Source organism: Armatimonadota bacterium, assembly GCA_013314775.1.
GTDB lineage: Bacteria > Armatimonadota > Zipacnadia > Zipacnadales > JABUFB01 > JABUFB01.
In genome coordinates this window covers 106,879-129,724 of sequence record JABUFB010000006.1, presented here as the reverse complement: position 1 = coordinate 129,724, position 22,846 = coordinate 106,879, and the positions used below count along the sequence as shown (strand labels likewise).

The window sequence follows — 22,846 nt, the reverse complement described above, 5'->3', positions numbered from 1 at the left end:
GCGTCAGTTTCCGCCGCGATCGTTCCCACAACGACCGCCGGTCTGATCCGGCTCGACAGCCCCAGCGTTGAGACTGCGCGAAGCCTGGAGGCCGGCCCTGCGCGCCTGCTCATAGTCGATACCGGCGCACTCCACGGCGTCGGGCCAGCTTCCGAACATCCCGGGTCGCCGGGCTGCAACCACAAGCGCACCGTACCCGTTCCTGCTCAGCCACGCGGAGTTGAGCGGCTGGCCGGAGGCGTGAAGGCGTTTGATGGTAGCGAGGATGCGCTCCCGTGTCCAACGTCGCCTCTGCCGGTGCTCCTCGTAGTCAAACCCGGCGGCCTCAACGGCGGCGGCCCAGGAGCCGAACTGGCTCTCACTCACCGCCGCGGACGCGAGCCTGGGATACTGCGCGCGAACATGTGCGAAAGACAGGGGCTCACCCCGTCCCGCGATCTCGCGAATCTCGTTGATGATACTCTGGCGGGTTCGCTTGTTGCGCTGCTGGTGCCGATCGGGATCGAGCCCGGCGGCCTGGAGCGCCCGCTCCCAGTTGCCCAGCGCCGGGTTACGGTAGGCTGCGTCCACGAGAGCGCGGTGTGTCTTGCGCACCTGGGCGTAGGAAAGGGGCCTTCCCTCTCGCGCCAGCCGGAGGATTTCGGTGGTGATTCTCTCCAGCGTCCACCGGTGTGGCTCGGACACCGGCGCCGGCACCCCCGCGGCCTGAATCGCTGCGCTCCAGGAACCGAAGAGCTTGTAGGCGGTGGTCACCATCCCGCCCAGCCCGATTGCTGCCATTCTGCGGGATGTCAGTCGCTCGCCCCGCGCGTGGAGCCTGCGGATTTCGAGGACGATGCGGTCCCGGGTCCACTTGATCCTGGCCATGTCTCGCGTCCGGGCCCGGACTTCCGGGTCCCCTGAAAGAAAAGCCTGCCTCGCAAGGGGCAGGACGTGCACGGATTCCGCAATCTCCGCGTCCGTTTCCAGTCAGACAGCTGAGAGTTTAGCACAGGGCATGGGGCAAGTCAACGCGAGGCGGGACCGCGGAAGGGGAGAGACATGACGGCCGGAGGAGCCGGGCGCAGAAGGCTCCTCCGGCCGTGCAGATCCGGGTGGACGGCGACGCCTACGGGAACCAGAGGGTGGGCTCGAGCACCTGGCTCAGGCCCATCCACTTTGCGTGACCGTCGGCGAAGCCGCAGTTGATGCCGCCGTTATGAAGGCCCGCGTCGGGCCAGTTGTACATGCTCTCCATGGTGGCCCGGGTGGTCTGCGGGAAGAACCGCCAGCACAGGCCGACCGCCTGCGAGTCGGTGTACGCCAGAACATTGCGCATCCAGTAATAGCCGAGGGTTCCGTCGCAGATCACAATGCGTTCCGCGGGGCTACTGACCTTGGCTTCGTGCACGCCATCGTACATGGCTCCGGTTCGCGGCGGGCTGATCTGCCGGCCGGGGAAGTACCCGAACTGGATATTGTAGGCGTAGCCGGTTGGCCAGGTGGGGTTCGATGGGCAGCGGATCATCTGGTCATTCTTGATGTACGGCGCCAGGAAGTAGGTGTACCAGGTACCCCAGGGGGCGTAGTTCGTCGAGTAAGGAAAGAAGCCGTCGTAGTCCGACTGGTACATGTTCACGGCGAGCATCAGCTGCTTGACATTGCTCAGACACGAGGCCTGACGCGCTTTCTCCCGCGCCCTGGCGAAGACGGGGAACAGGATCGCCGCCAGAATGGCGATGATCTAATCGCTGAACAACCCCATTGGCGGGGTGTTACGCGTCGCTCTGGCCGTCTTTTTTGAAGGCCCGGGCCCTTTTCTCTCAACGTGAGCCGTTTACAGGCGCTCTGAAGGCCATTCTGTTGCGGTTACATCCCTTTTCCCCCGCTTTTTAGCAAACAGCCACACTCCCGCCTGGGTATCTGGCGGTTCTTTCCTTGTCACTGCCCTCCCAGACCGCTGCCGACACCACCGGTTGCCACAGTAGCTTCGCCATCCGAGTGATGTTCAGGTACATCCCCCACGCCCAACCCCACATCCGATTCTTCGTCAGTCCTCGATACCGCGTGCGGCGCCCGCCTTGGCGTTGCTGGTACGCGAACTGACGCTCGATGCCCAGGCGCGCAATCTGTGCTTCCTCACCCGCGGCCCCGGCTTGTTGCACTCGCGCTTTTTCGGTCAACGGATAATGCCGATCCACCGACAATTGCCGACCCCGCTTCTGCTTACTGCAACGCTCGCGCAAGGGGCAGCCTTCGCATTGCGCCTTGGTGAACTGAAATACCCACGCATGGGTCGCCTTGCGCCAGCGAGGACATTCGGATATCTGTCCCGCGGGACACAGCGCAACGGTCGGCACCCCTTCACTGTCGAACTCCACGGCGAAATCCGACACCGAGAACTTCCCCTGCTTGCTCCCCTTTGGCGTCGGAGCGGCGATGTGATCTTCGATCCCTCGATCCTGCAGATACGCCCGATTCTCACCGCTTTGGTACTTGCTATCCGCAACCACTTCACGCGGCGCGTCGCCCACACTCTCCTGGTGCCCTTCCACCACCGCCACCAACATCTCACTGTCATCCGTATTGCCCGGAACCACTTCGACATGGGTCACAATCCCATACTCGGCATCCACCGCCAATTGCTCGCTATAGCCCGCCTGAACCTGTTTCCCCCGCTTCTTGCGACCCCACCGCGCATCCGGGTCCACATCGCTGAGCAAGTCGTCCTTCTTCACGTTCCGCTTGCCGTGATTCTCCCACCGCTCAAGCGCATCATTGAGCAGTTCCAAAGCCTCCGCTTGCGCCACCGTTGGGCGCTCCAACTCTTCCAAAGCTTCCGCAACCAACTCCGCTAAAGCCAGCCATTCTTCCAGCAGTTGCTTGCGAAACTCCGTCCCCAACTGGTACGACTTGTCTTCCCGCAAAGATGCATGCCCTTCACGCAGCGCCGTTACATCCATGCCGCTGGCTTCCAAAGACCTCAAAGCGCGGCTGATGATCCGGTCCAGCAAAGTGCGAAAACCCGGCACGGCGATGTCCGCCTGCACGTTGAAGCTGTCGATCAGCAAACGCTTATTGCTCACCAACTTGCGCTCCAAAGCCTGGCGCAAAAAACCGTGGAACACCGCCTTGAACCGCTCTTCCCCAAGTCGCTGGCGAAACTTCGTGAGACTGGTAGGATGCGGCAATTCGTCGTCCCAATCCAAACCCAAAAACAAACGGAACGCATGGTCCGTCTGGGCTCGATCGATCACCGCGCGGTCCGACAGCTTGTACTGCAATTGAAGAAAGATGAGGCGCAGGAGAACTTCGGGGTTGTAGGCCGGACGACCATTATCTTCGTGATACAGGTCCGCCACAAGATCATGAACGAAAGAAAAATCCACAACGGCATTGATCCGACGTAACGGATGGTCCGCAGGAACGTATGAAGCCCTATCACGTCGTCATACAGCGAAGGGGTGCGGGGAAGGTCTTTGTGCTGCAACGCCATCACCTCACACCCACGATTCCCCTATGAACACGCAAGACCTCCCAACTTTTTCAGCGATTAGATGATCGCAATGACGACGAGCAACTCGATAAGGGTGAAGCCTTTGCGCATGCAGCCACCTTCTCTCTGTGGCCCAGGGGGCCCAATGTGATACCCGCCCTCGGCGGCAACCCGACCGTGACAGACGTATATTCCAATTCCGGGCCCCATAGACCTTCTTGGAATGGGCACAATAACTGCTCGCAGCCGTATTGCGCAGCGCCGGTCCTGCCTGAAGCCGCGCGGTTCGGGCTTTGTTGGGTGGATAGGATGATGCTTCATGCCGCGCTCGGGGCACCATTGGCACCAGGCGCCCGGTCTGTTGCTTCGTCTCTGCCGCCTATGTTATACTCCAATCGACGGATGGCACGTTGAAACGGTGGGTACCTGCTGTGTCGCCTGAGGGCGAGCTAGGTGTACTTCTCCTTTGTCTGATGCTGTCTCCGATCTTCAGCGCCGCGGAGGTCGGGTTCATGGCGGTTGGGCCTACCCGCGCGCGTCACCTGCGGGATCAGGGGCTTCGGACCGCCCGCTTGCTTTGCCTTCTCCAACAGAATCGCTCCCTCGTCCTGTCCACCATTCTGGTGGTCATCACCGCCGCAAACTACACCGCTGAGCGCCTTGCGGTCATGTACGCCATACGGATCGACCCCACGTACGGCCCGGTGGTCGCAGCGATAGTCATGGCGGTGGTGGTAATCGTCTTCTGCGAAGTCATCCCTATCCAGTACGGCGCGCATAACCCCGAGAAGACGATACTGCGCGGCTCGGTACCGGTGGCTCTCTTCACCGTTCTGCTGATGCCCGTGGTCCTGTCGATGTCTCTGCTGTCACGGCTGATGTTGCGCGTGGTCGGGGTGCATGCAAGGACGGTCTTGCCCAGCGTGACCGAAGACCATTTGAAGGCGATGATCGAGCAGGGCGAGGAACAGGGCTCGATTGAGGCCACCGAGCGCCGGATGCTCCGCGGTGTCCTGGAATTCGGTGACTACACGGTGGCGCAGATCATGGTCCCCCGGCCGGACATGATCTGCGTGGAAGAAAACCAGACGCTGCAGGAGGCGCTGGAACTGGGTCTCGAACATCGGCATTCGCGGCTGCCGATCTACCGTTCCACGCCGGATGACATCGTGGGGATTCTCAATCTCAAGGACCTCCTCCCTTACGCACTGGAGGGTCGCCTGGGAGACCCGGTGCGGACCGTAAGCCGGCCGGCTTACCATGTGCCGGAGACCCTGGCGGCCGACGAGCTCCTCAAGCGGCTACAGGCCCAGCGGATCACGATGGCGATTGCGCGGGACGAGTTCGGCGGGACCGCCGGGCTTGTGACGGTTGAGGATCTGCTGGAGGAAATCGTCGGGGACATCCGGGACGAGTACGACGATCAGGAAGAGCCGGAGATCATCCCGGTGGGTCCGGGGGAGTTCCTGTGCGACGCCCGGGTCAGCCTTCATGAACTTGAGAATAACCTCACAGGCGCTGAATTGCCGACAGAACAGTATGAGAGCCTGGGCGGACTTGTGATGGATATCGCCGGTCACCTGCCGGTGGTGGAAGAGTCCGTTGATTATGACGGTTTGACGCTGGTCATCGAGGAGACCGAGGGCACGCGCATCAAGCGCATCCGGGTCATTGAGCGCCCGCGGTCTGAGAACGGGGATGCATGTTGCTGATGTCCGGCGCCTCAATGGGTGGGATGATTTTTGGATGACCCCCTGAGTATCATCGGCGGCGCGGTGATCGTCCTCGCGCTTGGGGCCAACTTCCTGCTGTCGTTGTCGGAAGCCGCCCTCGTCTCCGTGAGTGACATCGCCCTCCGCCGCCTGGCTGAGAAAGGAGATCGGCGGGCGCTCCTCATCCAGCAGATGAGGACGACCAATGATTACCTGAGCGCAGTCATCGTAGGGATCAACCTGACTATCATCGTCATCTCCACGCTGATGACGGTGATCCTCCACAGACAACTCGGCGATGAGACCCACTTGACGACGGAGATGTGGCAGTTGGGCATGATCGCCTTCATCCTCGTGTTCTGCGAGATCACCCCGAAGACCTGGGGTGCGCTCATGGCCGAGCGCGTCGCGCCCAGGGTGGCCCCGGCGGTGCAGATGACCACGGTGCTCACCCGGCCCCTCATGTATCTGCTCAGCGGATTCTGCAACCAGTGTCTGCGTCTGTCAGGAACGCCGGCTGTTCACAGCAGGCATTTCATCACAGCGGAGGAGATTCAGGCGGCGGCGGACATTGGGGAGGAGGAGGGGTTGGTGGAGCCCGAGGAAGGGGAAATGTTGGACAGCGTGCTGGAACTGGGTGAGACGACGGCCCGCGAGATCATGGTTCCGCGGGTGGACGTCATCGCCATCGACAGTACAGCAAGCCTGGCAGACGCGGTCCAGACCATCGTTGAGCACGGGTACTCGCGCATTCCGGTATACGAGCGGACGATTGACAAGGTGGTGGGGCTGCTGTATGCCAACGACCTGCTCATGGCGTTCCGGGACGGCAGACGGGATGCGTCTCTGCTTGAGCTTGTGCGCCAGCCGCTGTTTGTACCCGAAACCAAGCGAGTCAGTGAGCTGTTCCGCGAACTGCGGGACCAGAGTGTACATATCGCGATAGTGATCGATGAGTTCGGCGGAACCGAGGGTCTGGTGACCATTGAGGACATTCTCGAAGAGCTTGTGGGCGACATCGCCGATGAACATGATTCCACCGTGGAGGACCTGGTGGTGGTCTCGGAGAATGAGGCGGTCGCCGATGCCCGGTGTGAGATTGAGCAGATCAACGAGAAGCTGGACGTGGAGCTTCCCGAGGGCCAGTACGAAACCATCGGGGGGCTGATCACGGGGGAGATGGGCTGCATCCCTGCCCCGGGCACGGTGCTCGAGCAGGGGCAGGTGCGCCTTGTGGTCGAACAAGGCACCGATCAGGCCATCGAGCGGGTACGAATCGTCAAACTACACGCGGATGGGGGAGACAAGTAAATGGCGCGCAAGTCGAAAGGCGGACCAAAGCGAACGAAGGTCGAGATCACTCCCTCGGACTACCGGTTCCCGGGGGAGACGAACCTGTATGTGGGCGGGTTCATCGCCATCACGGTCCTATTCGTCTGGATCGTGGCGATGTTCCTTTTCTTCAAGAAGACTCCGGCTCAGACAATCCAGTGGCAATGGGTCTACCTGTTCCTGTGGCCCATGGGTTCGATCTGGCTGGCCAACTTCCTGTCGGCCCGCAAGCGGCAGGCTCAGATCAAGAAGGCGGGCCGTTCCGCGCGCGTCATGACCAATAATAACCCGGGCCTTTTCAGCGTGCTTAGCCAGCACGCCAACTTCTTCGGGTTCAAGAAGGTACCGGCGCTTTACGTGCTGGAAGACGACGCAGTGTTCATCTACAGCCTGCCGGGGAACCCGGGTTCCGTCTTGACCAGCCGCAAGCTGGTGAATGAGCTGACACAGGAGGAGTTCTCGGCGCTCCTGGCCCGGGAGCTTGCGAGCTTGCGCGCGAAGAACGTGCGGCTTGGGTTGGCGATCACGTGGGTGCGCAACGCCCACCCGCTCCTGAAGATTCTCTGCCTGCCCGTGTTCCTGCTGTCGATCTTCACCGGCGCGTGGAGTGACATTACCGACTACACCGCGGACCGCGGCGCCGTTCTCGCCACGGGCAGCGAAGCCCTGGTCAATCTGGCGCTGGTGAAGCAGCTTATCGCACAAGACCCTCAGGCCGAAATCAGCCAGGCTGACCTGGAAGCATTCTTGCAGGGCACGGACGGGCTTTTCGCGGATTCGGCCCAGCTGGAGCGCCAGTTCAAGGTGGGCAGCTTCATAGAGAGCCAGCGGCAGCTGAAGGAACGCATCGAGCAGATCGGTGAATACCGTCAGTCGGACCAGGGCAAGCGGGCCTTTGAGAAGGTTGCGCAGCTTCGCGGCGAGGCTCCGCGGCCGGCATAGCGACACAGCCGACGGTCCCGGATGACGGCATGAAGTGGCGAGCCGGACCCTTTGCTGAGGGTCCGGCTCGATGTTTGAATGGGATGCAGTGGCCTAATCCAGTGCGGGGTAACTGCCCAGGATCTTGATGCGGATGCCCTGGGCCTCCAGCGCCGACAGCGCCTGCTGGACCTTGGGCTCGGTGCGGTGGCCCTCGAAATCCACGAAGAAGACGTACTCCCAGAGGCGGTCGCGGGAGGGCCGGGACTGGATCAGGGTCATATTTATCCCGTGCTCATGCAGGGGCGCCAGCGCTTGATGCAGCGAGCCCGCGCGGTGCGCAAGAGAGAAGACGATGGAGGTTTTGTCCTGCCCGGTAGGCGCTGCATCGTCCGGGCCGATCACGAAGAATCGGGTGCGGTTGTCCGGGCGGTCCTCGATGTTTTCGGCCAGCACATTGAGGCCGTACGCGTCGGCTGCGATTGCCGGGGCAAGGGCGGCGGCATTGGGCTCACGCGCCGCGCGATCGGAGGCGGTCGCAGTGCTGGACATGGCGACCTGCTCGGCCTCGGCCAGATTCTCCCGCAGCCACTCCCGGCACTGAACGAATACCTGCGGGTGGGAGTAGACCACGTTGATCTCGGCCTGGGAACAACGGGCCAGGAGCGCGTGATGCACGGGCAGGAGTGTTTCGGCGCAGATGCGCAGGTTGGAGCGTATCAACTCGTCGCACGTCTCTCCCACGACCCCGTTGAGGGAATTCTCGATGGGCACAAGGCCGACCTGGGTGTCGCCACGCTCGGTCATTGCAAAGATCTCTTCCACCGTCCGGCAGGGCCGGAGCTCGGCCGTACTGCCGAAATGGCGCACCGCGGCCAGGTATGTATTGGTGTAGGGGGGGCCGAGATAGGCCACGCGCAGTGTCTGCACGGCGCGGCAGGTGGAGATGATCTCGCGGTAAATTGCGCGCAGCGATTCGACGGGCACGCCGCCGCCGGACAGCTCGATGATACGGCGAATCAGCCGGGCTTCGCGAGCCGGATCATACACCGGAGAATCGGACTGGGACTTGACTCGTCCCACTTCTCGGGCTATATCAACCCTTCGGCACAGCAATTTGACGAGCTGTTCGTCGGTCTCGTCGATGGCCTGGCGCAGTTCATCAAGGGACATAAGGGGCCCTCCGGCGCCTATAGCATAGTTTGGGGGCGAAGTGTACCACACCTTGGGGGCGAGGGGAAAGTGGCTGAACCCGGCGCACTGGCTGCAGGCGCCATCTCCGGGTTAGGCTCGGAGCGGGATGCCAATCCCCCGATGCCCGGGCGCAAGGCAGGAATCGGCGGCCAGGCGGGGAAATGTCATGTACGTGAGGCCGGTTGCCTGTCCGCGGGTGGGCAAGGCGGCGGGCCAGTCGCGCACGGTGCTGATTCTGCCCATTCACCATGACGTCCCTGCCGCGGTCGCTGCCGCCCATGAATGTCTGAGTGGGCGGCATGCGGGCAATGAACCAACCAACAAACTCCTATCGCAGCCCCGTACACTCCCGCCGCCGGAACGGTCAGCAAGAGCGCTGCCGTCGCCGTCCTTACCCGGTTCCCGAGGGCAGGCGAGCGGCCCCGGCAAGCTATCCCATTTCGGAGAAGACAGATGACCGCACAGCCGGCTTCCAGTTCAGACAGCCACATCACGCCCGCGGACCTGTGGGAAGAATGTCCCGGTTGTCACCAGCTCATTTACTCAAAGGAGCTGGCGCGGAATGCATGGGTCTGCGCCCACTGCAATCACCACTTCCCGCTGAGCGTCTGGCAGCGGCTGGAATTGACCGCCGATGAAGGCTCCTTCCAGGAATGGGACATTGAGTTGCCCATCAGTGACCCGCTGAAGTTCCCGGACTACCAGTCGAAGCTGGAACGTGACCGGGCGAAGACCGGGATGTCCGAGGCGGTAGTCACCGGACGTGCCCAGATCCATGGGGTTCCCGTGGCCATCGGTGTCATGGACCTCAAGTTCCTGGGCGGCAGCATGGGATGGGGTGTGGGAGAGAAGATCACGCGGCTGATGGAGCGCGCCGTCGAAGAGCGCCTGCCCGTGGTTGTTTTCTGCGCAACCGGTGGGGCGCGCATGCAGGAGTCCCTGGTATCGCTCATGCAGATGGCGAAGACCTCGGGCGCCGCGGGGCGTCTGTCTGATGCCGGACTGCTGTACGTGAGTGTACTGACCCACCCCACATACGGCGGCGTGACCGCGAGTTACGCCTTCCTGGGAGATGTGATCATCGCCGAACCCGGGGCGGCCATGGGTTTTGCGGGGCCGCGTGTCATCGAAGTGACCAATATCAAGATGCCGCCGGGAGTCCAGACCGCGGAGTTCCAGTATGAGCACGGGATGCTGGACATGCTGGTTCCCCGGCCGCGGATGAAGGAAACGCTGGGGCGGATTCTGCGGTGGGCGTCGGGGCCCGAAGTAGTTGCGGAGGCGGATGCGGAGACAGAGCCGGAGACCCTTGAGCCGCCGCCAGCGATTCCCCTGCGACCGGCGGGTTCCGAAGTCGCCCTATCGGCGTGGGATAGGGTCCAACTCGCCCGGCACCAGGATCGTCCGCTGGCGCTTGATTACATTGATGCGTTCATCGACGGTTTCGTGGAACTCCACGGCGATCGCCGATACGGGGATGACGGGGCGATCGTCGCTGGATTGGGACACTTCGAGGGTCGCGCGGTGGCGGTCATCGCCCAGCAGAAGGGACGCACGTCCGCCGAGCGCCTGGCGCGCAATTTCGGCAGCGCCAAGGCCGAAGGCTACCGTAAAGCCCTTCGGGTGATGAAACTCTCGGCGCGGCTGGGACGGCCGATTCTCACTTTCATCGACACCAAGGGGGCAGACTGCCTCGAAGAAGCGGAAGCCCGCGGGGTGTCTGAAGCCATCGCGGTGAGCCAGCGCGATATGTTCTCGCTCCCGGTGCCGGTGGTCTGCTCGGTCATCGGTGAAGGTGGAAGCGGCGGAGCAATCGCCATCGGAGTGGGCGATGCCGTGCTAATGCAGGAGAACGCTTACTACTCGGTGATCGCGCCCGAATCGTGCGCGGTCATCCTCTGGCGCAGCCCGGAGCGCAAGGAGGAGGCGGCGGCGGCGCTGAAACTCACCGCTCAGGATGCCCTCGAACTGGGCGTCGCGACGGCTGTTGTTCCCGAGCCTCCCGGTGGTGCGCATCTGGACCCTGCGCAGGCCGCGAGGCTGCTCAAGAACAGCATCAGCCGGGCGCTGGCTGAACTGCGCGAACTGCCGGCAGAGGAACTGATGGACCGACGCTACCAGCGGTTCCGGCGCATCGGTGACCCCCAGCAGTCGCAGCAGGGAGACACCGCCGGCGACGGCGGCTCCGCGGTCTGATTCACGGCGCCCTCGCCGCACAATTCACTGTGACGAAGACCCGGCATGGACCCAATGCCGGAACCGACTTGCGACCGGGCGTCGACGCGACCGCGCCTGGCGCCCGCCCCGGAAGGAGCCCTCACTGTGGCAAGCCGTTCGTTCCCTCGCGAACCCCAAGACGTGCCCGCTGTTGACACGAAATACCGCCGCATTCAGACGCAGATACCGGTGCCCGAGTCCCTGGAGATTCTCGACCGCCTGCAGAAGTTCGAACCCCGTTCCATGACCGGGCAGCCGCCGGTGATCTGGGACCGCGCATACGGCGTGAACGTGTTCGACAAGTGGGGCAACATGTGGCTGGACTTCAGCTCCGGCGTCCTGGTGACCAACGCCGGTCATAGCCATCCGAAAGTGGTCCAGGCCATCTCCGATCAAGTCGCCCACGGCCTGCTGCACAACTACTGTTTCCCCTCGGAGATCCGCTCCAGGCTGGTGCAGAAAATCGTGGAGATTTCCCCTGCGCCGCTGGAGAAAGCCTTTCTCGTAACCACCGGAGCCGAAACCACGGAGTGCGCGATCAAGCTCATGCGCACCTGGGGCGTGGCGCAAGGTGGCCGGGAGAAGCACGTTATCGTCAGCTACGATAATGCCTTCCACGGGCGCACCATGGGTTCTCAGATGGCCGGCGGCATGCCCGCGGGAAAGTCCTGGATTATCAACCTCGACAAGGGTATGGTGCAGGTTCCGTACCCCGACGGGTTCCGTTGCCCTGACACATCCTTCGAGTTCTTCCTGAAGTCCCTGGAGGCGAAGAACGTCAAGCCCGAACAGATCGCCGGTGTGCTCTGCGAGACCTATCAGGGAGTGAATGCGTGCCTCGCGCCGCCGGAATACTGGCAAGAGATGCGTACGTGGGCGGATAAGCACAACATTCTGATCACCTTCGACGAAGTGCAGGCCGGGTTCGGGCGCACCGGAAAGCTCTTTGGCTTCATGCATTTTGGGATGGTGCCGGACATTGTCTGCTGCGGCAAAGGCCTCGGCGACGGAATGCCCATCGGCGCGGTTATCGGGCGAAAAGACGTGATGGACCAGTACGGGCCAGGCTCAATGACCAGCACCCACACCGGCAACCCGGTCTGCTGCGCTGCTGCCCTCGCGAGCATCGACGCGATCATTGAAGAGGGTATGGTCGAGAACGCGGCGCGGCTGGGCAAGGTGATGTTGGACGCCCTTGCGCCGCTGAAAGACAAATACCCGCAGATCGGGATGATCCAGGGTGCCGGTCTGGTGGCCGCCATCCAGTTCACCCACCCCGGGACGACCGACGCAGACCCTGACCTGGCCATGGATGTGACACAAAAGTGCATCGAGAAGGGGCTCATGCTTTTCGCGCCCGTGGGTGTAGACGGCTGCGCGATCAAGCTGAACCCGCCTCTGTGCATTGATGAGGAAGCGCTGCTGGAGGGCATCGGCGTGGTCAGCGAGTCGCTGGAGGAAGTGCTGGGGTAGGGGCTGGAAGGCGTGGAGCGAGACGCTCGGCCTGCGGGGTGGCTGACGCTGCTCCTCATATTGCATTGACCATATCGCTTTGTTATACTCCGTACCCGCCGCAGCAGGCTGGCCAACAGCACTGGAGGGACCATTGTGAGCGCAATTCGCGTACTGGTGAGCGGAGCTTTCGGCCGGATGGGACGTCAGGTCGCCCAGGCAGTTCACGCAGCGCGCGACATGGAGCTGGTGGGCGGCGTGGACCCCAAAGGCGTAGGGCACCCCATGTCCGAGATCCTCGGGGAGGCATCCGACTTGTCCATCAGCGGGCATCTCGCGGGAACCCTCGATGAGATCAAGCCCGACGTGATGATCGATTTCACGGTGCCCGCGGTGGTCATGGACAACCTCGAAGCCGCGATCACCCGCAAGGTCGCCTGCGTGGTTGGCACCACAGGGCTGTCCGAGACAGACCTCAATGTCATCCGCGCCATGTGCGAACGCAATGAGACCCCCTGCTTCATTGCCCCCAACTTCAGCATCGGCGCGAACCTCATGATGCGCTATGCCGCCGATGCCGCGCGGAGTTTCGACTACGCGGAAATCATCGAGCGCCACCATGAGAACAAAGTGGACTCGCCATCGGGAACGGCATTGCGCACGGCCGAGTTGATGGCGCAGGCACGCGGGGAGGATTTCGAGACCGTGCCCACCGAAGTGGACAAGGCTCCCGGTTCCCGGGGCGGCAAGGTCCACGGGATCCAGGTGCACGCGGTGCGGATGCCAGGCTACGTTGCCGACCAGGAGGTCATTTTCGGCGGTCTCGGCGAGCGGCTGGTCATCAGCCACGTCACCATCAACCGAGAGTGTTTCATGCCCGGCGTCCTCCTGGCGGTGCGGCGGGTTCAGCAACTCAGCGGCCTCACCGTGGGCCTCGAGCATCTTCTGTAAGCACGACAATCCCGCGGGGACGCCAGAGCCGACTGCTCACAGCGCCCGCGCAGAAAAGGTGAAGAACATGGGCATCAAGGCTGGAGTCGTCGGTGTCGGACCGGTGGGCCAGAATATTTACAGGTGCATTCGGGAACTGGGCCTGGAGTGCGAAGAGGTGCGTATGCTGGCCACTTCGGCCCGGGTTGAGGTCATCGACGGCGAAGAAGTGCCGGTTCACAGCCTGGGCACGGAGTTCAGCGAGGAAGGCCTCAAGTTGTTCGAAGGCCTGGATGTGGCGTTTTTCGCCGGGCGAGAGGGAGACAAGGGCGCCGCGAAGACCTGGGCGATGGCGGCCATTGACAGGTTTGGTGTCTACTGCATCGACAACGGCGCAGATTTCCGCATGGACCCGGAGATCCCGCTGGTCGTGCCGGAAGTGAACATGGATACGGTGACGAGTGATACGCGACTCATCGCCAGCCCGAACTGCTCGACCATCCAGATGTGCGTTGCGCTGGCGCCGCTGCACAGTATCTCCCCCCTGAAGCGCGTGGTCGTGTCCACTTTCCAGTCGGTCTCCGGCTATGGTCGCGAAGCTCAAGCGGAGCTTGTGGCACAGCTCAAACAGATGGATCCGGACAACATCGGTGGGCTGCTGAAGTTCGACCCGAAGGTGTTCCGACGGCAGATCGCGCTGGACTGCCTGCCGCACATCGACGCCTTCATGGACAACGGTTACACCAAGGAAGAGCTGAAGATGCGGTACGAGACCCGCAAGATCTTCGGTGACGACAGCCTGGACGTTGTGGCGACGGCGGTGCGGGTGCCGGTAGAGATCGGCCATGCGGAATCGATCAACGCCGAGTTCAAAGGTCCGATGAGCGCGGCGGTGGCGCTGGATACGTGGCGCGCGAAAGCAGAGGAATACGGCATCGTGGTCATCGACCAGCCGGCCAAGGACACCCTTGGGTGGCCCACCCCGTCAGCCCCCAAGGATGATACCTACATGGGGCACAGGTACGCCGAAGAGCGGGCCTACCCGACCCAGGCGGACGTGCTGAAGGAAGGCTGGAAGAATCTGGTGCTGGTGGGCCGGACGCGGGATGACTACTCGCAGCCGAACACCATCAACTTCTGGTGTGTGTCCGACAACCTGCGCAAAGGCGCCGCAACGAACGTGGTGCAGATCGGCAAGAAGCTGGCCGAGCGCGGGCTCATCGGGTAGGGCGCCGTTGGGGGACAAGCGTAGTCGGAACGGGGACCGGGAAGCGGCCGGTCCCCGTTTTCGTGGGTGCGGGAGGAAGGGGCAAGGGTCCCCAGCCAGGACTGCCTGCCTCTCCTGGCGGCAACGGCGGCATCGCCCCACCTGGCGGGGAACAGATCGCCGAGACTCAGTGCACCGTGGCCGGGCCGCTGGGTACCAGGCAGAGGAACTCGAGGGAGCCTTCGGGAAGCGCGCAGAACTGGTGGCGCTCATTGGGCTCCACCAGGATCGCCATGTCCGGGCCGATCTCCCGTTCGCCTTCGTCAGTTACAAGCAGGCCCCTGCCCCGCAGAATGTAGACCTCATGCTCCCAGTCGTGGGCGTGGAAGGGGGTGTTGCCGCCGGGCTCGATGACGAAGCGGCGCATCGCGAACTTGTCCGCCCCCACCGACTCGTCTAGAAGCCACTGGATTCGCACTCCCGCGGCCCCCTCCGCTTCAACCTTGGACATCTCGCGCTGGTAAGCATCCACTCGGTACATCGCTCATCCCTCCTTCAAAGTGTCACGATCATTCCGTCATAGCCCACCTCGATACCATGTGGCGCGAAATACTCGACCAACTGGTCGTACAGCCACAGGCCATTGTGCGAGAAGTGATTGGCGATGAACCTGCAGTCCGGTGCTAGCGCGCCCGACTCCTGCAGAACCTGCTTCACTTCTACCACGTCCGGGCATCCGAGGTGATGTCTCCTCTCGGCCCGGAAGCCGTAGGTGGTGTCCATGATCACCGCATCGAGACTCTTGCCCGCGAGGAAGTCCCACACCTCCTGGTCATACCAGCCCGTATCATGGCCGATAAGGACTGTGCGCCCGGAATCCAGGGTCCGCAGGATGTAGGTGAAGGCGCCGCCGATGTTGACTCCGTGAGTGGCCGGGAGCGCGGTGACCGAGCAGTCCGGGTTCACCGGGGTCTCGACGAAGGGTGCCAGTTCCGAGAAACCCAGGCGGAAGACTGCGGGATCGTCGAACTTTTCGCCCAGCACCTCGCCAACTCCAGCGGGACCGTAGACGCTAAGGACGCGGTCCTCGGGCACCAGCGAATAGCCTGGCCTGCGAAAGTACAGTTCGTGCGGGGTGAAGTGGTCGGAGTGATTGTGCGTGACGATGAGGTCCGTGACACTGGCCATATCCAGGCCAAGTGCGAGACACGCGGCGCAAGTGTCCGGTCCCCAATCGATATGGGTATGTTCGCCCAGGCGATAGCTGGTGCGGCGACGGATGTTGCGGCCGCCGAGTTTTCGCGCGCCCTCGCAGGACTCGCAGGTGCAAAACAGCGCTGGCCAGGCTTCAGCCGCGGCGCTCCCCAGGAAGGTCAGGTCCATAGATGAAGTCTCCTTGGTGACGGTTAGCTTGTGCGCAAAGCTGCGGCGAACCGAGCCTGCTAAGCACCCAGCCCATGCTCCAGGATAATCTCGACGGCTGCGGCGAGGTCTTCCGCCTGAAAATCCGGGGGCCGACAGAGTTTCAGCTCCGCCTGCACCTCGGCTTCGGTGGGCCTGGTGCGAAGAAAGATCATTTTCCCGACTCCCGCAGCCGCAGCCGCTTCCACATCGCGCCAGGAGTCCCCGCACATCACGGAACGCGACAGGTCCACGCTGTGCTCCTGCGCGATCTTCAGCAGAAGCCCCGGTGCGGGCTTTCGGCAGTGGCACCGGTCGGAATCCTGGTGAGGGCAGGCGGCGATGTCCAGGATTTCCCCACCGGCATCCGCCACCGCGTCGCGCAGGCGCGTGAGGGTGTCCCGGAGCACCGCTTCGGGATCGGGCAGGAGGCGCTTCGACACCCATGCCTGGTTCGTGACCACGTAGATGCGGCGGCCCGCTTGTGTGAGCCGGGCGATGGCCTCCAGCGAACCGGGGATGAAGACGATGTCTTCGAACCGCATTACCCAATTATGACTGTCGTAGTTGATCACGCCGTCACGGTCCAGCAAGACGGCGGGCTTCGCATTGCTCATGCAGACTCTCCGAGACGTGCGCGGATGTGGTCCGCGATAGCGTTGACTGCGTTCTCGCTCAGGATCGAACCGTTGATGACGAGGTCCGCGTGCCAGCGAGAGGGCTCCACGAACTGCTGGTGACGGAAGCGCACGGAGTCCAGGTAGTAGCCGGCGATCTCGTCGAAGGACAGGTTCATCTTCGCCATATTCCGCTTGAGACGGCGGCAGATGCGCTCATCCGCCGGCGCATCCACAAAGAGTTTGAAGTCGCAGCGCGAGCGGATCTTGTCATCGTGCAGCACAAGAAGCCCCTCGACGATGACCACCTGCCCGTCCATTGCGTCCAGATCGGCGGCGAGCCGGTCCAGATGGAATGATGCGGGCTGATTGTAGTCCGGCCACTCGCGATCCGTAAGCGGCCCTTTGTGAAGCGGCTTGTCCTGGACGAAGTAAGCGTCCATCCCGATGATGCGGACTTCAAGACCCTCCAGACGCTCGGCGAGAGCCTGTGCAAAGGTGGATTTTCCGCTTGCGCTGCCTCCAGCGATGCCGACGATGAGGGGACGGGGCACAGTTGATCACCAGGATCGAGAGATTGTGCAGGCGACGGGCGGCTGACTGTGGAAAGAGAGATCACCACTGCCGGGCGTGGGGCCAATGAGCGCAGGCCAGGACTACACGGAACAACTCAAGCAGATGCTGGGTCAACGCAGACCGCGCAGACCGCGGCGGCGCTGGTTGCGCAATGCGCTGCTGTTTGTGCTCGGGATGGCCGTACCCATTGCCCTGTGCGCAGGGCAGGTGGTGCGCTGCTATCGCGTTCAGGGCGAGGCGATGGAGCCCACCCTTCGCCCCGGCGACCTGGTGCTGGCGGCGATCACCGCATACAGGGGCGGCACACTTCCCCGGTATGGCGATGTGGTTCTTTTCAGCGCTCCCCCGCAGTCGCAGGCCGGCGGAGAGATTCTCGCCAAGCGCGTGGTAGGCCTCCCCGGAGACCAAATCGCTGTCCGCAGGGGGTATCTGTGGCGCAACGGTCGCATCGTGGATGAGCCCTACCTGCGTGAGCTCATGAGCTTTGACTGGACCTGCGCCCCTTGCCCTGCGGGGCACTTGGTGGTCCTGGGCGACAACCGCAACCAGAGCCAGGACAGCCACACGTGGACCATTCAGGCGCCCGGCGAGCCGCCGGAGCCTGCGCCCTTTGTGGCGGTCGACAGCCTGATAGGGCGTGTGGCGCTGATCTTCTGGCCGTTGCACCGGGTTTCTGTGGTTCGTCGCGGCTGAATTGAGGGCGTATCACATCCCCAGCAGGCGAAGCAGATTGCCCCCGAGTATTCCCTGCTCCGCGTCCGCGCAGAGCCCCAGACGATGGATGCCCGCAAGCCCCTGGGCCTGAGTCTGCCACGGGAAGTCGCTCCCCCACACGATGCGCTCCGGGCCGTGGCTCTGAATGATGCGGCTGATCTGCTCGTCGGAGCAGATATCAAAGACATACGAGGCGTCCAGGTGTACGTCGCGCCCCACGAGTATCTCTTCGACCTCATCCCACTGCAGATACGCCCCGAGATGTGCAAAGATGAAACGCACCTGCGGATGTGTTTCCAGCAGGCAGGCCAGGCGCGGAGGGGTGGGCTGCAGATTGTCGATGGGGATGATCTCCTGCCCGCCGTGCATAAGCACGAAGAGGCGGTCACCGATTGCCTCAAACATGGCGTGAACCGCCGGGTCATCCAGTTCGTAATCCTGAAAGTGGGGCTGGAGCTTCACGCCCTTCACGCCGCAATCCACGAGGCGCGCGATCTCGTCCTGCAGGCCCTCCATGTGGGGGTGCAGGCTGCCCAGGGGCACCAGGCGCTCCTCTCCGAGACTGGTGATCCAGTCATTGATCGAGCGCACCTGGGAAGGCTTCGTGGCCACTCCCAGCACCAGGCAGCGGTCCACGCCGCAGTCATCCATGTGCTTGAGCAGACCCGAGGGGGTCGCCCTGCCCACGGGCTGCGCGCCGTACCGCGCAGACAGGGCCTCCATGGCCCGGTCAACCACGTTCTCGGGGAAAACGTGGGCGTGACAGTCGAAAATCATCATGGGCCCTCCGCAGCGTCTCTAGACAGCCTGGAGAGTACCACAGACAGGGCCTGCGGGGAAGAGTGAAAGGGGACTGGCCGCGCAGGAAACCGTCATATTACTTATGTTTTTTAGCAACGCACCTTGGTCGAATACTCGGATCGTGTTCAATATCAGCGGCGCAATCTTACTCAGGTGTATACCTATCGGTCCACGAAACCAGTTGCCAGACGCATCGAGGGAGGGGATAATCAGGCGGAGAGCCCGGCCCGGCTCCAGCCATTGCCTGGATAGGTGCGAGGCCGGATTATTGCTCTGGGGCGTGCGCGATCATGGCTGCAAGACGAACAGTGCCCGTTGTACTGACCATCGCGGGTTCGGACTCCGGCGGCGGAGCGGGTATTCAGGCGGACCTGAAGACCTTCGCCGCGTTGGGCGTCTACGGGATGAGCGTTATCACGGCGATTACTGCCCAGAACACAGTTGAGGTGCGCCGGGCGGAGGCTTTGCCCCTGGACCTGGTAACTGCACAACTGGACGCGGTCATGGACGATATCGGCTGTGATGCCGCGAAGACGGGGATGCTGGCTACGCCGGAACTGGTGGAGACGGTGGCCGATGGGGTGCGGCGCCATGACATCCGCAATCTCGTGGTGGACCCGGTGATGGTTGCCAAGAGTGGCGACGCCCTCCTGGCGGCAGAGGCGCGGGAAGCCCTGGTCTCACGTCTGCTGCCGCTGGCGCTGGTGGTGACGCCCAATCTGCATGAGACAGGTGTGCTTGTGGGGCGGGAGATCACGAGTCTGGCAGGCATGAATGAAGCGGCACGGGAGATAGCGCAGATGGGGCCGCGGGTGGTGGTGGTCAAGGGCGGTCACCTGGAGGACCGGCCCGCCGACCTAGTATTCACCGCGGATACAGGACAGGTGAAGGTGCTGGAGTCCAGGCGCTTTGACACTCCGAACACCCACGGAACCGGATGCACGTTTTCGGCGGCAATCGCGGCTGGGCTGGCGCTGGGGATGACGCCGATGGATGCGATCCGGCAGGCGAAGGAGTTCATCTCGCTGGCAATCGCCACGTCGCTGGATATCGGGCATGGGCACGGGCCCACGAATCACGGCGAGGCGGGCCGTCGCATGCTGGCCGGACCGCAAAGCAATCAGGGCACGGGGAAGGCATCTGCTGACTGAGGGAGGAATAGGCCGTCCATGGGCCCCGAGAAACCAACTACCCCTTACGCCATCCGCGTGCTGGTTCGGACGATCGTGGGCGTGCTCGGCCTGGCGGCTTTTTGCGGCCTGGTCTACCTGGGCGGCTGGACGTTCTTCACCTTTATCGCCGTGCTGGCCGTGATCGCGCTGGGTGAGTACTATTCGGCGCTGCAGGCGAGGGGGATGCGCCCCAATGTGGCGCTGGGCTGGCTCTGCGCCGTCGCGATCCTGTATGCGACGCAACACACCATCGAGGTCTACAATCTCGCCGGCCTGAGCGGGGCGGACCGACTCACCGGCGCGAACGTAGAGGCTGAGGCGGACGTTCTCCAGCTTATCCTGTTCGTGCTCATGTGTTCCGTGGCGGGTACTCTGATCGCCCAGTTCCGCTCCAAGCCCGGGCAGTCAGCGGTGATCAACTCGGCGACAACCGTCTTCGGCGTTGTGTACGTGGGCCTCCTGCTTTCCTTCATGTTGCGCATGCGCTACGTGGATCTTCCCTCCCTCACCGGCTTCGTGGACGCCGGGGCGTTGGCACGGCGCACGGGGGGCATTCTATTCACTGTCATTCCGGTCTGGCTGGGTGACACCAGTGCGTTCTTCGTGGGAACGCTCATAGGGCGCACGAAGCTGGCTCCGCTGATCAGTCCGAACAAGACCGTCGAGGGCTCGGTGGCCCATCTGTTCGCGACACTCGTCGGAATGGTGCTGCTGGGAATGTGGCTGCACCTGCCGGTATGGCACTGCGTGCTGCTGGGCGTGCTGATGAGCATCGTCGGACAGTTAGGCGACCTGGGGAAATCGGTGCTCAAGCGAGACATTGGCATCAAGGACTTTGGGTCACTGCTTGGCCCACACGGGGGCGTCCTCGACAGGTTCGATGCCGTGCTATTCAGCTCGCCCTTGGTCTACTGGTACTGCTGGTTCGTGCTTATGCGTTAGGGAGGTCTGCTCATGTCTCTGCGCATCGGGATCGCGGGTCTGCGGCGCGGTGGCTCGTTCTGCGCGGTATTCAACGCCCGCAAAGACAGCAAGGTCACGGCAGTTTGCGATGTCAACGAGGAACGAGCAGAGAGCTTCGCCAAGGCCAATGGAGTGGAACGCTGGGTCACAAACTTCGAGGACCTCCTCGCCTGCGATATCGACGCGGTGGTGGTGGGGACGCCGGCACCCCTGCACGCGGAGCAGTGTGTGGCGGCACTGCGGGCAGACAAGCACGTGCTGAGTGAAGTCCCGGCAGTGTATTCTATCGACGAGGCCCGGGAACTTGTCCGCGCCGTGCGCGAGACCGGCAAGACCTACATGTTCGCCGAGAACATGAACTATATGGCTTTCCTGCAGACCTTCGACCGACTGGTAAAGGACGGGAAGATCGGGGAGCCCTACTACGCAGAGGCCGAGTACATCCATGACTGTCGGCCGCTCATGGCGGCGCGGGATGACGGGATCACTCCGGGCGCGGAAACAGGACCCACGTGGCGCGCGGGTATGCGGCCGATCCGCTACTGCACCCACAGTCTCGGGCCGGTGCTGCAGATTCTCGATGACCGGATTGTCAGCGCGGTGGGCATGAATCCCGGGGAGCGCATCGGCAAAGCCACCGGCACCGTGGACATGGAAGTGGCGCTGTTCAAGACCGCGAAAGGCAATGTGATCAAGGTCACGTGCGGCTTTGTGGTGGCCCGGGAGCCGTCGTTCCATTATTTCTCGATCTACGGTACCGAAGGCGTGCTGGAGTCGCCCCGTGGGGGCTACGCAGGGTTCAAGGCGATCCTCAACGACATCCCGCACTGCACGGGAATGATCGACCTGCCCCTGGGGTGGTCTCACCCGAAGATGCCGCCCGAGGCTTCAGCCGGCGGCCACGGGACCAGCGAATACCTGATGGTGGATGATTTCGTGCGCGCGGTGGTGGATGGCACGGCTCCTGCGATCGACGTGTACTTCGGCCTGGACATGAGCTTGCCGGGAGTGTGCGCGGTGCAGTCGGCAGACCAGGGAAGCAGCCCGGTGGAAGTGCCCGACCCGCGGGAGTTCTGAGGCGGGGAGCACGGGCAGTCAGCTGCCGGGAAACCTTGGGCGGCGGGGGTCACGCAGACCGTGACAGGGCCCGCCGCTGTGTGGTTTCCGCCGGTAGTCAGCCCGCCCAGACTTCCGGGTTGCACAGGTACTTGGGCCTGCGCCCCTGCAGCGCGTCCAGGGTGTTCGCAGTCACCTGCATGCTCACCCGCTGGATGGTCTTGCGATCCATGGTTGCGGTGTGCGGGGTGACCAGGCAATTGTCCAGCGCGAACAAAGGGTTATCCGGATCGGGTGGCTCCTGGGCGAACACGTCGAGCCCGGCGCCTGCGATGGTTCCGTTCTTGAGTGCGTCCACCAGCGCCGCTTCATCCACCAGCGACCCCCGCGCGCAATTGATCAGGAACGCTGTGGGCTTCATCATCGCGAGTTGTTCGGCGCCGATCATGTTGCGGTTCGCAGGAGTGGCATTACAGTGGAGGGTGACGAAATCGCTCTCCCGCAGAAGGGTCTCCAGGTCCACGAACTCCACGCCGAGTAGATCGGCCACTTCCTGGCGGGGCACGGGGTCGAAGGCCAATACGCGCATTCCGAAACCCTTGCCGCGTCGGGCCGAACAGGTGCCGATGTCCCCGACACCGATAATACCCAGGGTTGCGCCGCCCACGTTCGCGCCGATCATCTTCTGCCAACCGCCGCCACGCACGAGGGAGTTGCACTCCACCAGTCGGCGCGCCAGGGCGAGAATGAAGGTGAAGGCGAGGTCGGCCACGGCATCGGTGATGATGCCCGGGGTGTTGGTTACCATCACGCCGTGGCGCGTTGCCGCCTCGAGGTCGATGGAATCAATGCCCACGCCCCAGCGCGACACAAGCTTGAGCCGGGGGCGTTCCGCGAAGACACGCTCCGTGTAGGCGTCGGAGTCGGCGATGACGGCGTCCACGTCTTCCAGGAGATCGATGATATCGTCCTCGCCGAAAGGCGCCCGCGGGGGGGAGTCAAACAGCTCGAAGCCGGCGTCGGCCAGCATCGCCCGGGCGTCCTTGTCGTCGTAGATAGCGGCGGTGTTGAGGATGCGCAAGCTCATAGGGTCTCTCCGTGTTTGT

At 63.1% G+C, this 22,846-nt stretch carries 22 protein-coding genes; 11 read left to right on the top strand and 11 right to left on the bottom strand.

Going from position 1 to position 22,846, the window contains the following annotated elements; all coding sequences use genetic code 11:
- Positions 1-3 precede the first annotated feature (3 nt).
- The 4 genes from HPY44_06255 to HPY44_06240 all read right to left on the bottom strand — a co-directional run bounded on the left by HPY44_06255 (position 4) and on the right by HPY44_06240 (position 3,685).
- Complete coding sequence (locus HPY44_06255; GenBank protein NSW55597.1) at positions 4-867, bottom strand: hypothetical protein; 864 nt, start codon at positions 865-867, stop codon at positions 4-6.
- Positions 868-1,108: 241 nt separating this feature from the next.
- Positions 1,109-1,723 carry a DUF1559 domain-containing protein gene (locus HPY44_06250; GenBank protein ID NSW55596.1) on the bottom strand — a complete coding sequence of 205 codons (615 nt, stop codon included), beginning with the start codon at positions 1,721-1,723 and terminating at the stop codon, positions 1,109-1,111.
- Between the two features lie 148 nt (positions 1,724-1,871).
- A complete protein-coding gene (locus tag HPY44_06245) occupies positions 1,872-3,380 on the bottom strand; it encodes an IS1182 family transposase (GenBank protein NSW55595.1) in 1,509 nt (502 codons plus the stop codon).
- Positions 3,381-3,532: 152 nt separating this feature from the next.
- The gene (locus HPY44_06240; protein NSW55594.1) at positions 3,533-3,685 is read right to left on the bottom strand and encodes a type II secretion system protein; all 153 of its coding nucleotides are present in this window, start codon (positions 3,683-3,685) and stop codon (positions 3,533-3,535) included.
- Between the two features lie 221 nt (positions 3,686-3,906).
- On the opposite strand from HPY44_06240, the gene HPY44_06235 reads away from it, so the two are divergent.
- The 3 genes from HPY44_06235 to HPY44_06225 are packed head-to-tail and all read left to right on the top strand — an operon-like array spanning position 3,907 to position 7,461.
- Entirely contained in the window at positions 3,907-5,187 is a 1,281-nt protein-coding gene (locus HPY44_06235) for an HlyC/CorC family transporter (protein NSW55593.1), read from the top strand.
- Between the two features lie 30 nt (positions 5,188-5,217).
- Positions 5,218-6,498, top strand: coding sequence for an HlyC/CorC family transporter (locus HPY44_06230; protein NSW55592.1), 1,281 nt, complete (start codon positions 5,218-5,220; stop codon positions 6,496-6,498).
- A complete protein-coding gene (locus tag HPY44_06225; GenBank protein NSW55591.1) occupies positions 6,499-7,461 on the top strand; it encodes a hypothetical protein in 963 nt (320 codons plus the stop codon). It begins immediately after the preceding gene.
- 93 nt (positions 7,462-7,554) lie between these two features.
- On the opposite strand, the gene pheA is transcribed toward HPY44_06225, so the two are convergent.
- A complete protein-coding gene (gene pheA / locus HPY44_06220; protein NSW55590.1) occupies positions 7,555-8,613 on the bottom strand; it encodes a prephenate dehydratase in 1,059 nt (352 codons plus the stop codon).
- Between the two features lie 474 nt (positions 8,614-9,087).
- Here pheA and HPY44_06215 point away from each other — a divergent pair, with 474 nt between their 5' ends.
- The 4 genes from HPY44_06215 (at position 9,088) to HPY44_06200 (ending at position 14,461) form a co-directional block, all read left to right on the top strand.
- The gene (locus HPY44_06215; protein NSW55589.1) at positions 9,088-10,830 is read left to right on the top strand and encodes an acetyl-CoA carboxylase carboxyltransferase subunit alpha; all 1,743 of its coding nucleotides are present in this window, start codon (positions 9,088-9,090) and stop codon (positions 10,828-10,830) included.
- Positions 10,831-10,884: 54 nt separating this feature from the next.
- Positions 10,885-12,324 (top strand): aspartate aminotransferase family protein, encoded by a 1,440-nt coding sequence (locus HPY44_06210; protein ID NSW55588.1) that lies wholly within the window; start codon positions 10,885-10,887, stop codon positions 12,322-12,324.
- A 177-nt stretch (positions 12,325-12,501) separates the two neighbouring features.
- A complete protein-coding gene (locus tag HPY44_06205; GenBank protein NSW55587.1) occupies positions 12,502-13,254 on the top strand; it encodes a 4-hydroxy-tetrahydrodipicolinate reductase in 753 nt (250 codons plus the stop codon).
- A 67-nt stretch (positions 13,255-13,321) separates the two neighbouring features.
- Positions 13,322-14,461, top strand: a complete 1,140-nt coding sequence (locus HPY44_06200; protein ID NSW55586.1) for an aspartate-semialdehyde dehydrogenase — start codon at positions 13,322-13,324, stop codon at positions 14,459-14,461.
- Positions 14,462-14,627: 166 nt separating this feature from the next.
- Here HPY44_06200 and HPY44_06195 read toward each other — a convergent pair whose 3' ends face one another.
- The 4 genes from HPY44_06195 to HPY44_06180 are packed head-to-tail and all read right to left on the bottom strand — an operon-like array spanning position 14,628 to position 17,012.
- A complete protein-coding gene (locus HPY44_06195) occupies positions 14,628-14,981 on the bottom strand; it encodes a cupin domain-containing protein (protein ID NSW55585.1) in 354 nt (117 codons plus the stop codon).
- Positions 14,982-14,995: 14 nt separating this feature from the next.
- Positions 14,996-15,823 carry a hypothetical protein gene (locus HPY44_06190; protein ID NSW55584.1) on the bottom strand — a complete coding sequence of 276 codons (828 nt, stop codon included), beginning with the start codon at positions 15,821-15,823 and terminating at the stop codon, positions 14,996-14,998.
- A gap of 59 nt (positions 15,824-15,882) precedes the next feature.
- Positions 15,883-16,458, bottom strand: a complete 576-nt coding sequence (locus tag HPY44_06185) for an HAD-IIIA family hydrolase (GenBank protein NSW55583.1) — start codon at positions 16,456-16,458, stop codon at positions 15,883-15,885.
- Positions 16,455-17,012: a hypothetical protein gene (locus HPY44_06180; GenBank protein ID NSW55582.1), complete on the bottom strand. Its 558-nt coding sequence runs from the start codon at positions 17,010-17,012 to the stop codon at positions 16,455-16,457. The genes HPY44_06185 and HPY44_06180 overlap by 4 nt, the downstream gene beginning before the upstream one ends.
- Before the next feature lie 85 nt (positions 17,013-17,097).
- Between HPY44_06180 and lepB the strand changes: the two genes are divergently transcribed.
- A complete protein-coding gene (lepB, locus tag HPY44_06175) occupies positions 17,098-17,727 on the top strand; it encodes a signal peptidase I (GenBank protein ID NSW55581.1) in 630 nt (209 codons plus the stop codon).
- 12 nt (positions 17,728-17,739) lie between these two features.
- On the opposite strand, the gene HPY44_06170 is transcribed toward lepB, so the two are convergent.
- Positions 17,740-18,528: an amidohydrolase gene (locus HPY44_06170; protein ID NSW55580.1), complete on the bottom strand. Its 789-nt coding sequence runs from the start codon at positions 18,526-18,528 to the stop codon at positions 17,740-17,742.
- Positions 18,529-18,839: 311 nt separating this feature from the next.
- On the opposite strand from HPY44_06170, the gene thiD reads away from it, so the two are divergent.
- The 3 genes from thiD to HPY44_06155 are packed head-to-tail and all read left to right on the top strand — an operon-like array spanning position 18,840 to position 21,761.
- Positions 18,840-19,700 (top strand): bifunctional hydroxymethylpyrimidine kinase/phosphomethylpyrimidine kinase, encoded by an 861-nt coding sequence (thiD, locus tag HPY44_06165; protein ID NSW55579.1) that lies wholly within the window; start codon positions 18,840-18,842, stop codon positions 19,698-19,700.
- An 18-nt stretch (positions 19,701-19,718) separates the two neighbouring features.
- Positions 19,719-20,663 carry a phosphatidate cytidylyltransferase gene (locus tag HPY44_06160; protein ID NSW55578.1) on the top strand — a complete coding sequence of 315 codons (945 nt, stop codon included), beginning with the start codon at positions 19,719-19,721 and terminating at the stop codon, positions 20,661-20,663.
- Between the two features lie 12 nt (positions 20,664-20,675).
- Complete coding sequence (locus HPY44_06155; GenBank protein NSW55577.1) at positions 20,676-21,761, top strand: Gfo/Idh/MocA family oxidoreductase; 1,086 nt, start codon at positions 20,676-20,678, stop codon at positions 21,759-21,761.
- 97 nt (positions 21,762-21,858) lie between these two features.
- On the opposite strand, the gene HPY44_06150 is transcribed toward HPY44_06155, so the two are convergent.
- Complete coding sequence (locus HPY44_06150; protein NSW55576.1) at positions 21,859-22,827, bottom strand: phosphoglycerate dehydrogenase; 969 nt, start codon at positions 22,825-22,827, stop codon at positions 21,859-21,861.
- Positions 22,828-22,846: the final 19 nt, after the last annotated feature.